This window comes from uncultured Brevundimonas sp. (assembly GCF_963975535.1).
Taxonomy (GTDB): domain Bacteria; phylum Pseudomonadota; class Alphaproteobacteria; order Caulobacterales; family Caulobacteraceae; genus Brevundimonas.
Window position 1 is genome coordinate 181750 of the sequence record NZ_CAXBHE010000003.1, and the last position, 15815, is coordinate 197564.

The 15815-nt window shown below is 69.3% G+C and carries 15 protein-coding genes; 12 read left to right on the plus strand and 3 right to left on the minus strand.

Annotation, left to right across the window (positions count from 1 at the left end; translation table 11 throughout):
* Window positions 1-199: 199 nt before the first annotated feature.
* From AACZ75_RS05100 to AACZ75_RS05120, 5 genes are all read left to right on the plus strand, one after another.
* Window positions 200-475 carry a ribonuclease E inhibitor RraB gene (locus AACZ75_RS05100; protein ID WP_339871641.1) on the plus strand — a complete coding sequence of 92 codons (276 nt, stop codon included), beginning with the start codon at window positions 200-202 and terminating at the stop codon, window positions 473-475.
* Window positions 476-502: 27 nt separating this feature from the next.
* Window positions 503-3925 (plus strand): carbamoyl-phosphate synthase large subunit, encoded by a 3423-nt coding sequence (carB, locus tag AACZ75_RS05105; RefSeq protein ID WP_339871642.1) that lies wholly within the window; start codon window positions 503-505, stop codon window positions 3923-3925.
* Between the two features lie 279 nt (window positions 3926-4204).
* Window positions 4205-4645, plus strand: coding sequence for a hypothetical protein (locus tag AACZ75_RS05110; RefSeq protein ID WP_339871643.1), 441 nt, complete (start codon window positions 4205-4207; stop codon window positions 4643-4645).
* A gap of 22 nt (window positions 4646-4667) precedes the next feature.
* Window positions 4668-4958: a DUF1294 domain-containing protein gene (locus AACZ75_RS05115; protein WP_339871644.1), complete on the plus strand. Its 291-nt coding sequence runs from the start codon at window positions 4668-4670 to the stop codon at window positions 4956-4958.
* Between the two features lie 79 nt (window positions 4959-5037).
* Window positions 5038-5334, plus strand: coding sequence for a YdeI/OmpD-associated family protein (locus AACZ75_RS05120; protein WP_339871645.1), 297 nt, complete (start codon window positions 5038-5040; stop codon window positions 5332-5334).
* 316 nt (window positions 5335-5650) lie between these two features.
* Here the strand turns inward: AACZ75_RS05120 and mnmH are convergent, their stop codons facing one another.
* Together mnmH and selD are read right to left on the minus strand one after the other, a co-directional pair.
* The gene (mnmH, locus tag AACZ75_RS05125; RefSeq protein ID WP_339871646.1) at window positions 5651-6706 is read right to left on the minus strand and encodes a tRNA 2-selenouridine(34) synthase MnmH; all 1056 of its coding nucleotides are present in this window, start codon (window positions 6704-6706) and stop codon (window positions 5651-5653) included.
* Complete coding sequence (selD, locus tag AACZ75_RS05130) at window positions 6707-7756, minus strand: selenide, water dikinase SelD (protein WP_339871647.1); 1050 nt, start codon at window positions 7754-7756, stop codon at window positions 6707-6709.
* A gap of 167 nt (window positions 7757-7923) precedes the next feature.
* Between selD and AACZ75_RS05135 the strand changes: the two genes are divergently transcribed.
* The 7 genes from AACZ75_RS05135 (at window position 7924) to AACZ75_RS05165 (ending at window position 14213) form a co-directional block, all read left to right on the plus strand.
* The gene (locus AACZ75_RS05135; protein ID WP_339871648.1) at window positions 7924-8871 is read left to right on the plus strand and encodes a hypothetical protein; all 948 of its coding nucleotides are present in this window, start codon (window positions 7924-7926) and stop codon (window positions 8869-8871) included.
* A 68-nt stretch (window positions 8872-8939) separates the two neighbouring features.
* Window positions 8940-10259: an amidohydrolase gene (locus tag AACZ75_RS05140; RefSeq protein WP_339871650.1), complete on the plus strand. Its 1320-nt coding sequence runs from the start codon at window positions 8940-8942 to the stop codon at window positions 10257-10259.
* A 60-nt stretch (window positions 10260-10319) separates the two neighbouring features.
* Complete coding sequence (locus AACZ75_RS05145) at window positions 10320-10985, plus strand: glutathione S-transferase (RefSeq protein ID WP_339871651.1); 666 nt, start codon at window positions 10320-10322, stop codon at window positions 10983-10985.
* A gap of 47 nt (window positions 10986-11032) precedes the next feature.
* Window positions 11033-11221: a hypothetical protein gene (locus tag AACZ75_RS05150; RefSeq protein WP_339871652.1), complete on the plus strand. Its 189-nt coding sequence runs from the start codon at window positions 11033-11035 to the stop codon at window positions 11219-11221.
* Between the two features lie 106 nt (window positions 11222-11327).
* Window positions 11328-11801, plus strand: a complete 474-nt coding sequence (gene greA, locus AACZ75_RS05155) for a transcription elongation factor GreA (protein ID WP_339871653.1) — start codon at window positions 11328-11330, stop codon at window positions 11799-11801.
* Window positions 11792-12790: a mitochondrial fission ELM1 family protein gene (locus AACZ75_RS05160; protein WP_339871654.1), complete on the plus strand. Its 999-nt coding sequence runs from the start codon at window positions 11792-11794 to the stop codon at window positions 12788-12790. Before greA ends, AACZ75_RS05160 begins: the two co-directional genes overlap by 10 nt.
* Window positions 12791-12920: 130 nt before the next feature.
* Window positions 12921-14213, plus strand: coding sequence for a serine hydrolase domain-containing protein (locus AACZ75_RS05165; RefSeq protein ID WP_339871655.1), 1293 nt, complete (start codon window positions 12921-12923; stop codon window positions 14211-14213).
* A gap of 58 nt (window positions 14214-14271) precedes the next feature.
* On the opposite strand, the gene AACZ75_RS05170 is transcribed toward AACZ75_RS05165, so the two are convergent.
* Window positions 14272-15801, minus strand: a complete 1530-nt coding sequence (locus AACZ75_RS05170; protein ID WP_339871656.1) for a DUF389 domain-containing protein — start codon at window positions 15799-15801, stop codon at window positions 14272-14274.
* Between the last annotated feature and the right edge of the window lie 14 nt (window positions 15802-15815).

Here is a 15815-nt window from a genome sequence, read left to right on the forward strand (position 1 = left end):
CCCCTTACCACCGTTCCCGCACCCGGATTGAGTCCGGCCGGACCGATAAGCGCTTGTCGCGCGGCGGTCGCGTCTCTAAACGGACCGCTTAACCGACAACCAGAACGCCAAGGGCCCGCATTGCGCGTCCCCGACCGTTCGCGCGCGAGGATCCGAGACCCTGTCCGACGCCCTGACCAGCCACGAAGACCGGGATGCGATGATCCGCGCCTCGCTCGCGTCGCATGGGGATTCGGGGATCACGCCGCGCCACACCCTGTTCTATTTCTACGGCGCGGGTGACCACGACGATCTGAACGAGGTGGCACGTCGCGCCGGCTTCCTGACCCGGGGCCAGGACGACTGCACCATCCTCGAAACCACCATGGCGGTGGACGCCGCCTCGTTCGCGCCCGTTTCCTCCATGATGCAATCCTGGGCCGCGGCCTTCCAGCTGGACTATGACGGCTGGGAGTGCGCGGTCGTGACGAACTGAAGACCCAAGAAGAAGAGCCTCAGGCCCATGCCCAAACGTACAGACTTGAAATCCATACTGATTATCGGCGCGGGGCCGATCGTGATCGGGCAGGCCTGTGAGTTCGATTACTCGGGCGTGCAGGCGTGCAAGGCGCTGAAGGCCGAGGGCTACCGGGTCATACTGGTCAACTCCAACCCCGCCACCATCATGACCGACCCGGAGGTGGCCGACGCCACCTATATCGAGCCGATCACCCCGGCGTTCGTCGAGCGCATCATCGCCAAGGAGCGGCCCGACGCGCTGCTGCCGACCATGGGCGGCCAGACGGCGCTGAACACGGCCCTGGCGCTGGATGCCTCGGGCGCGCTGAAGAAATGGGGCGTGGAGATGATCGGCGCGAAAGCCGATGTCATCGACAAGGCCGAGGACCGGCAGAAATTCCGCAACGCCATGGACAAGCTGGGCCTCGAGAGCCCGCGGTCGAAGGCGATCCACACCATCGACGAGGCCGAGGACGCCCTGGCCTTCGTCGGCCTGCCGGCCATCGTCCGCCCCAGCTTCACCCTCGCCGGCACCGGCGGCGGCATCGCCTACAATGTCGAGGAATATTACGAGATCGTCGCCCACGGGCTCGACCTGTCGCCGACCACCGAGGTGCTGGTCGAGGAGTCGGTGCTGGGCTGGAAGGAATACGAGATGGAGGTGGTCCGCGACACGGCGGACAACTGCATCATCATCTGCTCGATCGAGAACATCGATCCGATGGGGGTCCACACCGGCGACTCGATCACCGTGGCCCCGGCCCTGACGCTGACCGACAAGGAATATCAGCGGATGCGGACCGGCTCGATCAATGTCCTGCGCGAGATCGGCGTCGAGACCGGCGGCTCGAACGTACAGTGGGCCATCAATCCGGCCGACGGCCGCATGGTGGTTATCGAGATGAACCCGCGCGTGTCGCGGTCCTCGGCCCTGGCCTCCAAGGCCACCGGCTTCCCGATCGCCAAGGTCGCCGCCCGCCTGGCCGTCGGCTACACCCTCGATGAGCTGACCAACGACATCACCAAAGTCACCCCGGCGTCATTCGAGCCGAGCATCGACTATGTGGTGACCAAGATCCCGCGCTTCGCCTTCGAGAAATATCCGGGGGCCGAGGCGACCCTGTCGACCTCGATGAAGTCGGTCGGTGAGGTCATGGCCATCGGCCGCACCTTCCAGGAGTCGATGCAGAAGGCCCTGCGCGGGCTGGAGACCGGCCTCAACGGTTTCAACGAGATCGAGATCGACGGTGTCGCCGGGGCCGAGGACGACGCCGGGGCCCGCGCCGCCGTGCTGCGCGCCCTGGGCCAGCCGACGCCGGACCGGATCCTGGTCATCGCCCAGGCCTTCCGCCACGGGTTGTCGGTCGAGGAGATCCACGCCGCCTGTTCGTACGAGCCCTGGTTCCTGCGCCAGATCGCCGACATCGTGCGCGAGGAGGGGCATCTGCGGGTCAAGGGGTTGCCGGGGCTTCACCCCTCCACCGCTTCGCGGTCCCCCTCCCCACTGCGTGGGGAGGAGACAGGACGGCCCGCCGTCTCCTCCCTGTCGCGCAGCGATGGGGAGGGGGACCCCGAAGGGGTGGAGGGGAACCGCCGCGAGTTCCGCCGCCTGAAGGCCAAGGGCTTCTCCGACGCCCGCCTCGCGCAACTGACAGGAACGACGGAATCGGAAGTCCGCGCCCTGCGGCGCGGCCTGAACGTGCGCCCGGTGTTCAAACGCATCGACACCTGCGCCGCCGAGTTCGCCTCGGCCACCGCCTATATGTATTCGACCTATGAGACCGGGGCCTTGGGCCAGGTGCCGGAATGCGAATCCGCGCCAACCGACAGAAAAAAGGCGATAATTCTGGGCGGGGGGCCGAACCGGATCGGGCAGGGGATCGAGTTCGATTATTGCTGCTGCCACGCGGCCTTTGCCTTCGCCGACATCGGCGTCGAGTCGATCATGGTCAACTGCAACCCCGAGACCGTCTCGACCGACTATGACACCTCCGACCGGCTGTATTTCGAGCCGCTCACGGCCGAGGACGTGCTGGAACTGATCGACGTCGAGCGGTCCAACGGCAATCTGATCGGCGTGGTCGTGCAGTTCGGCGGCCAGACGCCGCTGAAACTGGCCCATGCCCTGCAGGCGGACGGGGTGCCGATTCTCGGCACCAGCGTCGACTCGATCGACCTGGCCGAGGACCGCGAGCGCTTCCAGGTCATGCTGAATGACATCGGCCTGATGCAGCCGCCCAACGGCCTGGCCCGCAGCGCCGAGGAGGCCGCGCAGAAGGCCGATGAGGTCGGCTATCCGGTCGTGCTGCGTCCCTCCTATGTGCTGGGCGGGCGCGGCATGGTCATCGTCCATGATCGCGAACAGCTGGACCGCTATGTCGGCGAGGCCATGCGGGTGTCGGGCGATGACCCGGTGCTGATCGACCACTATCTGAACCGGGCCACCGAGGTCGACGTCGACGCCCTGTGCGACGACGAGACGGTATTCGTGGCCGGGGTTCTCGAACATATCGAGGAGGCCGGGGTCCATTCCGGCGACAGCGCCTGTTCGATGCCGCCCTTCTCTCTGTCCCAGGCCATCATCACCGAGCTCAAGCGCCAGACCGAGGCCATGGCCCGGGCCCTGAAGGTGCGCGGCCTGATGAACGTCCAGTTCGCCATCGAGGAGCCGCACAGCGCCGAACCGCGCATCTTCGTGCTGGAGGTCAATCCGCGCGCCAGCCGCACCGTGCCCTTCGTGGCCAAGACCATCGGCCACCCGGTCGCCGCCATCGCCGCCAAGGTCATGGCCGGCGTGCCGCTGAAGTCGTTCGGCCTGACCGACCGGCCCTATGACCATATCGCGGTCAAGGAAGCCGTCTTCCCGTTCGCCCGCTTCGCCGGGGTCGACACCATCCTCGGCCCCGAGATGCGCTCGACCGGCGAGGTCATGGGACTGGACTGGAAACGCGACGGCGAGGCCGACATGGCCCCCGCCTTCGCCCGCGCCTTCGCCAAGTCCCAGATCGGCGGCGGCACCACCCTGCCCGTCTCCGGCTGCGCCTTCGTCTCGGTCAAGGACGCCGACAAGCCCTTCATCATCGAGGCGGTGAAGACGCTGATCGCCGAGGGCATTTCCATCCTCGCCACCGGCGGCACCCACAGCTATCTGGTCGAGCAGGGGCTGGAGGTCGGGCACGTGAAGAAGGTGCTGGAGGGCCGGCCCCATATCGTCGACGCGATGAAGAACAGCGAGGTCCAGCTGGTGTTCAACACCACCGAGGGCAAGCAGTCGCTGCAGGACAGCTTCAGCCTGCGTCGCACCGCCCTGATGATGAAGATCCCCTACTACACCACGGCCGCGGGGGCGCTGGCGGCGGCCCAGGCCATCGGGGCGATCAAGGCCGGCGATCTGGATGTGCGGCCGATCCAGGACTACGCGCACTGAAGGATCGTGGCGGTCAGTTGGTGACGATTTCGACCTGTCCGCCCCCCCTGAAACAGCGGTGATCCGGACAGTCCGGTCAGGGACACCCGCTACAAACCGGGACAATTCTGTCCTGGTTGTGGCCGGACAACAGGGACGAAACCGCGACAAAACCGGGACAAACCGGCCAGACCTGACCGCGACAACCGGGACAACCGGGACAGCGCGACGGAGAACCGGTCGGCGGCAGGGGGGCGGCCTGCGCCCGTTCCTGACGCAGACAGGGTGCATCCTGCCGGCATGGAGCACCATCGCCTGCGCAAATATCGCGGTCCGGAGACCTGGGCCCGGGTCAGGGCCGCCTATGTGGCAGGCGAGCCGGCCCCGTCCGTGGCCCGGCGTTTCGACGTCGGCCTGTCCAATCTGCGGCGGCGGGCCATGGCCGAGGGCTGGACCCGCAACCGCATCGCCGAAACCCTGGACCTGAAGCCGGTGCGCGGCGGGGCCGACGACCCGGGCCCGGGGCTGGAGCCCCTGCCCGTCGCGACCTCGCCCGCCGATGCGGAGGACCCGCCGTGGATCGATCCGGACGTGGCGGTGATGCGCGCCGTCCGCCGCGCCGCCTGGCTGGTCAGCGAGGGCCGGGCGGTCGAGGCCCGGGTCCTGATCCGGGCGGCAGAGGCCCTGAAGTCGCTGGACGCCTGGCGTGGTATTCCCGACGGTGCGCCCCGCAGCCGGTAGGGGCACGGAGGGAGTACCGACCATGACATTGCCGTCGGTTCTCGCCGTGACCCTGGCGGGCCTGGCCGCCGCCAGCCTGGGCAGTTTCGGCCTGTTCTGGTTCGACAAGGTCCGGGCCCGCAACCATGGCCGCCGGGTGCCGGAGCGCGCCCTGCTGTGGGCCGCCCTGTTCGGCGGCGCGGGGGCCTGGCTGGGTCAGCAGCTGCTGCGCCACAAGACCCGCAAACAGCCGTTCCGGTCATGGCTGGGTGTGATGCTGGTTCTGCATGGCCTGCTGGTCGTGACCGGTCTGGCCGCCCTCATCCTGCGCTGACGGCGGACGACGCGGCGATCTTGGCCGGACCGGGCTCCGCCGGTAGGGTGCGGTCTCTTCGCCGGACGGAACCGCCCCCATGACCGGAATGCCGATCAGTGCCGGCGTCGTGCACGCCCTGCCCGAAGACCTCAGGGCGCGCCTCGTCGCCGACCCTGCAGCGCTGGAACGGTGGGAGGACATCACCCCGCTGGCCCGCAACGAATGGATCTGCTGGATCGAGTCGGTGAAGCGGGACGAGACCCGCCGCCAGCATATCGAGCGGGCCTGTGCCGACCTGAAGGCCGGCAAGCGCCGCCCCTGTTGCTGGCCCGGCTGTCCGCACCGCGAGAAGGGGGCGGGATCGCGGGGGCCGGGGCAGAGCGTTCGGTCGTGACGGTGCCGGGGCGTCGCGGTGTTTAGGCGAAAAGCGTCGTCATCCTTCGGACCGGGGGTTGCGCCCTCGTCATCCCGGACACCGCGCAGCGGTGATCCGGGACGCCTGAGCGAAGACATTTGACCCTCCCGGAGGCGGCGGCAGCCGCTGTCCGGGAGACAGGTCAGGCTCCCGCGGGGCGGCACCCGTCTCCCGGATAATCGCGTCGCGATTTCCGGGAGGGCCGGGACGGTGGGGGCACGCCGTCCCGGATCGCCGCCTTCGCGGCGTCCGGGATGACAAGGTGTGCAGACGGACCATCCCCTCCGCCCTGGATTCACCCCAGCCCGGCCACCATCCCCGCAATCACTCCCGCCGCCCGCGTCTGATCGTCAACATCCAGCGTGGTCAGGGTCACCGTGCCCAGCACGGTGCGGTCGCGGCGGTCGCTGGTGCGGGCATAGGCGGGATCGTAGTGGGCCGCCATAAGCTGGCCGGCCAGGGGTTCGATCTCGCCGCGCGCGGCCATGGCCCGCCATTCGCTGACGGTGGCCCTGGCGTGGTGGCGTGGCAGGCGGCTGAGGGCGCGGTCCAGCCGCTCGGGGTCGGCGGCGATCTCGACATAGGTATCGACGATATGGCGGGCGCGCGCCGCCAGCGGGGCGGACAGGGTGATCACCTGTCCGGTGCCCATGGCGGCCCACAGACCGGGCGGCACGGTGCGTTCGCCGACGCGGCTGCTCTCGGCCTCGACCACGATCGGGCGGGCCGGGTCGAGGCGCTGGAGGGCGTCATACAGCCGGCTCTCGAACGCCTTCTGCGACGGCTGGCCGTCCGGCATGGCCCCGAACAGCGAGCCGCGGTGATTGGCCAGGCCCTCCAGATCGATGGTCTGGATGCCGTGGACGGATAGCCGCTTCAGAATCTCGGTCTTGCCGCTGCCGGTCGGGCCGTCGATCAGCACGATGCGCAGCGCCGGGGGGGCGTCGTACAGGCCCGCCACCACCTGCCGCCGCCAGGTCTGGTAGCCGCCCTCCAGCAGGGTCACCGGCCAGCCGACCTGGTCCATCACCGTGACCATGGCCCCCGAGCGCTGGCCGCCGCGCCAGCAATAGACCAGGGGCTGGAAGCTGCCGTCGCGGTCGGCCAGCCCGCCCTCCAGATGGTCGGCGATGTTGCGGGCGACCATGGCGGCACCGCTGCGCCGGGCGAGGAATTTGGAGCGCTGCACATATTCGGTACCGACGGCGGCGCGCTGGGCGTCGTCCAGCACCGGCAGGTTGATCGCGCCCGGCACATGGTCCTCGGCGAACTCGGCCGGGCTGCGCACATCGATGATGGCGTCGAAGGCGTCGCACGCGGCCGGGCCCAGATCGGTGGTGCGCCGGATCATTCAGCCGAGGACCCGGACCACGGCCGGACCGTCGACGACGCGCCCGACCACCGCTGCCCGGTCGAAGCCCTCGGCCCGCACCAGATCCAGCACCGCCCCGGCCTGATCGGCGCTAACGGCGATCAGCAGGCCGCCGCTGGTCTGGGGATCGGTCAGCAGGTCACGCCGCCAGGCGTCGAAGCCTTCGGGCAGGACCACGCCCTCGCCATAGCTGGCCCAGTTGCGGCCCGAGGCTCCGGTGCGCATCCCGTCGCGGGCCAGGGTCTCGACCCCGTCCAGCAGCGGCGCGGCACCGGCCTCGATCTCGACCGACAGGTCTGAGCCGCGCGCCATCTCCAGCCCGTGCCCGAGCAGGCCGAAGCCGGTGACGTCGGTGACCGCATGGACCCCCGTCATACCCGCCAGCTTGGCACCCGGGGTGTTCAGCTGCGTGGTCGAGCCGATCAGGGCGGCATAGCCGGCGTCGGACAGTTTTTCCTGTTTGAAGGCGGCGCTGAGGATGCCGACGCCAAGCCCCTTGGTCAGGATCAGCACATCCCCGGCCCGGGCCCCGCGATTGGTCAGGACCTGATCCGGATGCACCAGACCCAGGGCGACGAGGCCGTAGATCGGCTCGACACTGTCGATCGAATGGCCGCCCGCGACCGGAATGCCGGCCGCGGCACAGACACTGGCCCCGCCGGCGAGAATTTTGCCGATGGTCGCCGTGGACAGGGTGGCGACCGGCATGCCGACCAGGGCCAGGGCGAAGATCGGCGTCGCCCCCATCGCATAGACGTCGGACAGGGCATTGGTCGCGGCGATGCGGCCGAAGTCGAACGGATCGTCGACCACCGGCATGAAGAAGTCCGTGGTCGCCACCAGCGCCTGACTGTCATTCAGCCGCCAGACCGCCGCGTCGTCGCTGGTCTCGGTCCCGACCATCAGATCGGTGAACACCGCCGCCTGGGGCATGCTCGCCAGAATCTCGCGCAACACGGCCGGGGCCAGCTTGCAGCCGCAGCCGCCGCCATGGGCCAGGGAGGTCAGTCGGGGTTCGGTGGCGGTCATGGCATCGGCTTAGGGCCAAACCACCGGGGAACTCAACAGGGGGCGACACCGGGCGACCGGCGCAGGATCGAGGCCGAGCGGGCAGATTCAGTTTGCATTCGACCGGCCCGGGAGTCTCAATCAAGCGACACTTTCAGGAGCAAGCTTCACTTCCGGGAGCCCAGGCTATGAGAATTCTGCATCTCCTCCCCCTGCTGGCGGCCTGTCTCGCCGGTCCGGTGGTCGCCCAGGACGGCCAGCCCCTGACCGCCCGGTTCGTGGCCGACAGGGTTCTGGTCGACGAGACGACGGCGGACGGACAGCCGATCGTCTTCTTCACCGACACCGGGGGCGGGCGCTACATCACCGCAGGGGCGGCGGCGCGGCTGGACCTCGCGCTGACGCCGATTCCCGACGCGTCGCCGGGCGGACCGTCCCATGTCACGACCTGGCCCGGCCTGGCCCCGGGCTCGCCCACCGCCCCGCTGCCGACCGGGCCGCTGCCGGTGGTGGGGGCCGGTCTGATGCCGAGTTGGGCCTCCGATCATGACGCCATGCTGGGGGGCACCTGGTTCGCCGACCGCATATGGACCTTCGACTATCCGAACCACCGGCTGACGGCCGAGACGGCGGCCTGGAGGGTGCCGGAGCACGCCGTGGTCCTGCCGCTGGGCTTTCAGGTCCGGGACGGGGCGCGCACCACCCATTTCCCGCGCATCGAGGTCGAGATCGACGGCCAGACCGTCGCCCTGCTGCTGGATACCGGTGCCACGACAATGCTGACACCCGAGGCGCTGGCGGCCCTCGACGACGGGGCCCCGCCCCTGCGGGCGACGAGCATGATCTCGGACACCGTCTTCCGGAGCTGGCAGGCGGCCCATCCTGACTGGCGGGTGATCGAGGCCGCCCAGACCGGTTCCGGGTCCGCGATGATCGAGGTCCCCCGGGTCGGGATCGGCGGTCTGACGGTTGGTCCGGTCTGGTTCACCCATCGACCCGACCCGGCCTTTCGCCAATACATGAGCGGCATGATGGACGCGCCCATCGAGGGGGCGCTGGGCGGCAATGCCTTCCGCGACCTGGTCATGACCCTCGACTATCCCGGAGCCCGGGCGGTCTTCACCCGCAGTCGGTGACAACGGCGTTTGACCCCCGTCCGGCGATGGGCAACGGTAGCCGGACATCCACTGGCGGGGGCTGAACCATGCGATTGCGGACCACTCTGGCGGCGGCGACCGCCGTGTTTGCCCTGGCCACCGCCCTGCCCGCCACGGCCCAGGACAGCGCCCTGACGGCGGCGATCCAGCAGGACTACAGCGCCAACCTCGCGGCCCTGTTCGACGACTTCCATCGCCATCCCGAACTGTCCGGGATGGAGGTCCGCACCGCCGGCATCATGGCGGCCCAGCTGACCGCCCTCGGCTATGACGTCACGCCCGGCGTCGGTGGCACCGGCGTGGTCGCGGTGCTGCGCAACGGCGACGGCCCGACGGTGATGATCCGCGCCGACATGGACGGCCTGCCGCTGCAGGAGGCCAGCGGCCTGGCCAATGCCTCGACCGCGCGTCAGGTCGACAGCGACGGGGTCGAGAAGCCGGTCATGCATGCCTGCGGTCACGACGTGCACATCACCGCCCTGATCGGCACGGCGCGGCAGCTGATGGCCCGGCGTGGCGACTGGTCCGGCACCCTGGTGCTGGTGGCCCAGCCGGCCGAGGAGCGCATCTTCGGGGCCCGGGCCATGGTCGAGGACGGCCTCTACACCCGCTTTCCCAAGCCGGACTACGCCCTGGCCTTCCATGTGTCGGCCGGTGTGCCCGCCGGGCGGATCTCGGTGCCCCTGGCGATCCATTCCTCCAGCTCGGACAGCGTCGACATCGCCGTGCACGGCGTCGGCACCCACGGGGCCTATCCACATCTGGGCGTCGACCCGGTGCTGGTCGCCTCGACCATCGTCGTCAATCTGCAGTCGCTGCGCAGCCGCACCGTCAATCCGCTGGAGGGGGCCGTGGTCAGCGTCGGGGCCATCCATGGCGGCATCAAGCACAACATCATCTCCGACCGCGCTGACCTGCAGCTGACCGTCCGCGCCGACAGTCCCGAGGTCCGCACCCGGTTGCTGGACGGCATCGACCGCGTCGCCCGCGGCACGGCCATCGCCCTGGGCGTGCCCGAGGACCGGATGCCGACCGTGGTGCGCTCGACCGTCGAGACCACCCCGCCGACCGTCAATGACACCCCGACCGCCACCCGCGTCCGCGCCGCCATCGCCGGGGCCATGGGCGAGGCCCGGATGATCGACGAGCCGCGCGGCGGCATGGGCGCCGAGGATTTCGCCTATTTCGTCACCCCCGAGAGCGGGGTGAAGGGCGTCTATTTCGACGTCGGCGGCACGCCGGTGGCCGAGCTTGGGACCGCCGCCGGCCACCATTCGCCCCTGTTCCGCATCGCCCCCGAACCCTCGGTCACCGCCGGGGTCGAGGCCATGGTCGTGGCGGCCGAATCCCTGATGCCGAAGGGCTGAAGACGCTTGCCGGACGTCGCGTCACCCGCCCATGGTGACACGACACTCCGGAGCCCCCTCATGATCATCGTCCATCACCTGAACGACTCCCGCTCGCAGCGGGTGCTGTGGCTGCTGGAAGAGCTGGGCCTGGCCTATGAGGTCAAACGCTACCAGCGTGATGCGAAGACCAGCCTCGCCCCGGCGGCGCTGAAGGCCATCCATCCGCTGGGCAAGTCGCCGGTGATCGAGGACGGCGACGTCCGCGTGGCCGAGACCGGGGCCATCATCGAATACCTGCTGGAGGCCCACGGCAACGGGCGGCTGAAACCGGCCCCCGGCACGCCCGAGGCCCGTCGCTACACCTACTGGCTGCACTATGCCGAGGGGTCGGCCATGACGCCCCTGCTGCTGAAACTGGTGTTCAGCCAGCTGCCGAAACGCTCGCCCCTGCTGATCCGCGGCATCGTCGGGGCGGTGGCGGGCAAGGTGCAGCAGACCTTCATCGATCCGCAGATCACCAGCCATGTCGACTACTGGGAGGCGGAACTGGGCCGGTCCGCCTGGTTCGCCGGCGATGCGTTCAGCGCCGCCGACATCATGATGAGCTTTCCGCTGGAGGCGGCCGGCAGCCGGGTGCCGTTCGGACCGGACAGGCCGCGTATCGCCGCCTTCCTGACGACCATCCACGCCCGCCCCGCCTGGCAGCGGGCGCTGGAGCGGGGCGGCCCCTACAGCTACGGCTGACCGACCGGCGATCTGCAACCGGCCGTGCGGTTCGGCGTTAACCGGCCATGCGCGTACAACCTTTCCAGATCGTCGCGGCCCTGCTCGCCGCGCTGGCCTTCTGCCTGGCCTTCATGGCCGCCGGCATCCTGATCGTCTCGACCCTGTTCATGGGGATGGGGCTGGCGGCCCTTGCCTGGCTGGCCTGGAGCCTGATCCGACAGGTCCGGTCGCGGTCCGGCAATCGGGTGGCTTGAGTATTGGCGCGGGGCGCCGTACCCTCTTTGGCCGGTCGCTAGCGCCCAGCGACTATCTGTGCCGAACAAGTCTCTCAGTCGGGCGAAACAAGAAACTCACGACACTATGGAAAAAGTGCCTATGACGGGCGAGGGCTACCGTGTCCTCGACGATCAACTCCGACAATTGAAGTCGGTCGAACGGCCGAGCGTCATCGCGGCAATTTCCGAGGCGCGCGCGCACGGCGACCTGTCCGAAAACGCCGAATACCATGCCGCCAAGGAGCGGCAAGGGTGGATCGAGGGGCAGATCGCCGACATCGAGGACAAGATCAGCCGCGCCCAGGTCATCGACGTGTCGAAACTGTCGGGATCGACGGTCAAATTCGGCGCCACGGTCACCGTGGTCGACGAGGACACCGACGAGGAGGGTCGCTACCAGATCGTCGGCGAACACGAGGCCGATGTGAAGGAGGGACGGATTTCCGTCTCCTCGCCGATCGCCCGCGCCATGATCTCGAAAGAGGTCGGCGATGTGGTCGAGGTCAACACCCCCGGCGGCGTCAAGGCCTACGAAATCCTCAAGGTCGAGTGGAAATAGCCACCACCGCGCGACCGCTCACGGTCTGGGTCGTCTCCGACGGCCGGGCCGGAATCGAGAACCAGGCGCTGGGACTGGCCGAGGCCATCCAGCGCCTGACCCCCGCCACCCTCACCGTCAAACGCATCCGCTGGCGGCCCCGGGCCGACAGATTGCCGGTCTTTCTCAAGACCCCGGCCCTGCTGGATCCCTCTTCGGATTCCGTCACCCCCGTCCCCGGCGAAGCCTGGCCCGATCTGTGGATCGCCACCGGACGCGCCACCCTGCCCCTCAGCCTCGCCGTCCGTCGCCGCTCCGGCGGCCGCACCTTCGTGGTCCAGACCCAGGACCCGCGCCTGTCGCCGTCGCGCTTCGACATGGTCGTGGCCCCGGCCCATGACGAGCTGGCCGGGGACAATGTCTATCGCATCACCGGCTCGCCGCACCGTGTCACCCCGGCGCGCATCGCCGCCGCCGCCGCCGCCATGGCCGACACCCTCGCGCCCCTGCCGCATCCGCGTGTCGCGGTTCTGATCGGCGGGCGCTCGGCCGCGTTCGACCTGACCGAGGCCCACGCCGCCGATCTGGCCGACCGGATCGCCCGCGCAATCCGTGCCGCCGGCGGATCGCTGCTGCTGACCTTCTCGCGCCGCACCCCGGCCGGTGCCCGCGCCGTGATGACCGACCGGCTGGCGAGGCTGCCGGGTCTGATCTGGGACGAGCGCGGCCCCAACCCCTATTTCGCCTTCCTCGGCGCGGCCGATCATGTGCTGGTCACCGAGGACAGCGCCAACATGGCCGCCGAGGCCGCCGCGACCGGACGGCCGGTGCATATCCTGCCGATGGTGGCCCGCAGGCCTGCCGGAAAATTCGCCCGTCTGCATGCCGATCTGGAAGGCCGGGGCGCAACCCGTCCCTTCGCCGCCACCCTGCCGGTCTGGACCTATGAGCCCCTGGCCGAGACCGATCTGGCCGCCCGGGCCGTGCTCGACGCCATGGCGGCGCGCTGAAGGCCGGCTCGCCCCGAACGTGAGCGCGGTTTCGCAACCGGCTCGATACTGTGTAGCTTGACTCGGTGCTCCTGATCCGGCTGCGATCCCGCGTCGGCGCGGGTTTCGGGGGTGCGCAAGGAACCGCCTGATGAAACGTTTTTTCCTGTCGATATTGGCCGGGTTGCTGGCTGCGACCCTGACCGGGGCCGTCATCCTGTTCGGTGCCGTCGAGGGCTGGGGGCGCGCCCGTCTTGTACCCGCGGGCGAGACCGGGCAATTTGCCGCATCCGTCGCCGCCCGCCTCGACCAGGAGTCCGTGGGCAACGCCGCATTCATTCTGGTCGACGACGGCCTTCCGGTCAGCGAGCATTTCGTCTCGCGAGGCGCGCCGGTCGACAGGGACACGCAGTTTCAGGTCGCGTCGCTCAGCAAATGGGTGACCGCCTGGGGCGTGATGACACTCGTCGAACAGGGCAAGGTCGACCTTGACGCGCCGGTGTCCCGCTATCTGACCCGCTGGCAGCTGCCGGCCGGCGCATTCGACAATGACAAGGTCACGGTCCGGCGGTTGCTCAGCCACACGGCTGGCCTGACCGACGGCCTCGGTTACGCAGGTTTCGAGCCGGGCGTCCCGGTGCAATCTCTCGAAGCTTCCCTGACCCGGGCCTCCGACGCTTCGCCGGGCGCGGACGGTTCGGTCCACGTCGGTATGGAGCCCGGCAGCGGCTTCAAATACTCCGGGGGTGGCTACACCCTGTTGCAACTGCTGATCGAGGAAGTGTCCGGGCAGGGCTTCAACGACTTCATGACCCAGACCGTCTTCACGCCCCTGAGCATGAGCCGGTCGACCTATGTGCTCGATGACGCCGCCGCGAATGTCGCCGTGCTGTACGATATGGACGGTTCACCGGCGACCCATTTCCGCTTCACCTCCCTGGCCGCCACCTCGCTGTACACCTCGGCGGGCGACATGGCCCGGCTCATCGCCGCCCATTTGCCGGGCCGCAACGGCGAACCCGCGGGTCGCGGCGTGTTGAGCGCCGAAACCCTGAGCGCCATGCGCCAACCGCACGCCTCGGAAATGGGTGCCGACATCTGGGGCCTCGGCGTCATGCTCTACGCCCCGAACAATGCCGGCGACTTCATTATCGGCCATGACGGTGACAATGAGCCGGCGATCAACACCGCCGTACGACTGGACCCGGCCACCGGCGACGGGATCGTGTTGCTGGAAACCGGCAACAAGCTCCTCGCGACGGAGCTTTCCGGCGAATGGGTGTTCTGGGCGACAGGCAAGGTCGATTTCCTGACAGTGACCATGGAGCTCAAGGAAATGCTGACCTGGGTCGCCATCGGTGCCGGCATCGCCTTCCTGTCAACCTTCCTCCTCGTCTGGTGGCTCGGGCGACGCCGCAAGCCCGGCACCGGGGCACCCGCCTAACGACAGGTCTCTCACCCAGCGACACGGGATCAAACCGCTCGACGTACCCGCCTTCGCGCTAGCCCAGGCCAAGCCGCGCCAGGTTGCGGTCGCGGCGCTCGCAGGCCGGACCGTCCGCCTCGGCCAGGGCCACGCCCATGGCGGTCAGGGCGGCGACGAAGCGGGCCTGGGCCCCCGGCGGCGCGATCGCACCCTCGGCCACTTCCGGGGCCGGCTCGGGGCGGCAGAAGCTGACGCGTGGCCGGGCCCGCCAGCGCCCCAGGGCCCAGGCGGCCTGCTGAACCGCGTCGGGATCGCCCAGATCGACGGTATCCAGCGCCGCCAGCGGCGGCGTGACCCAGATGGCCACACCGTCGAAGCGCCCCTGAAGCCCCCGCTCCAGCGCATAGGCGCTGGCCAGGTCGAGACCGGCCTCCGGCCGCAGCAGCACGATGGCCTTGGTGCCGGTATCGTCGGTCATCACCGCATCGGTGGCGAAAGGCACGGCGTCGATCAGCCGGGTCCTCAGGGTCTCGGCGGCCGTGGGGGTCGACACCGGACTGGCCTGGACCGCCCGCGCCGCCGCGCGCGGATCGGCGACGACGATCTGGTCCAGACTGACCTTGACCGGCGTGTGCAGGGCCGCGTTCAGCCGCTCCTGCAGCCGGGGCTGGGCGTCGGGGATCAGGGTCCGGGTGCTGATCAGGGCCGAGACCGTCGTCTCGTTATGGTCACTGCGGACCTCCAGCAGGGTGACCCGTGAATCCGCGCCGCTGAAGATGTCGGCCACCGCGATCCGCGTCTCGGCCGTGGCCTGACTCTCCAGCCCGATCGAGCGCAGCGACACCACCAGCGGGGCCGCCAGGACGGCGAACACCAGCAGCACGGCCAGGCCCTGCCACGGGGCCGGACGTTCCCCGAGCCGCGGCCGGAAGCCGAAGAAGCCCGCCGTCAGGGTCGCGGCCAGGGCGATCGCCACCAGATTGGTCATGAACAGGAAGAAGGCCCCGCCGGCGATGCGCCAGTCGCCGGTCCCCAGGCCGAAGCCGATGGTGGCGATCGGCGGCATCAGGGCCGTGGCGATGGCCACGCCGATGATGGTCTCGCCCCGCTGGCGCACCACGGCATAGGCCCCGGCCACGCCCGAGAAGACGGCGATCAGCAGGTCAAAGAAATTGGGTCGGGTCCGGGCCAGGATCTCGGCCGTCGGCTCCTTCAGCGGCGATACCCAGGTCAGCAGCAGGGCCACGAACAGGGCCACGGCCAGGCCGATGCCGACCGCGAACAGGGCCCGTTTCAGCTCGTCCCAGTCCAGCAGGGTCAGCGAGAAGCCCAGGGCCACGATCGGCCCCATCATCGGCGACACCAGCATGGCCCCGATGACCACGGCCGGAGAGCCCAGCATCAGACCCAGGGTGGCGATGGCCGCCGAGATCACCGTCATGATCAGATAGCGGCCGCTCATGCCGCCGTTGTCATAGACGTTGGCCGCCACCCCCTTGTGGTCGACACCACGGCGCGACAGGGCCAGCAGTCTGCGCACCAGGCTGCGCATCTTGCGCATGTCCGGATCGCTGTCGGGGGTTCGGGCGGGGCTGGGCTTCGTCATGAAGGTGCGGTGGT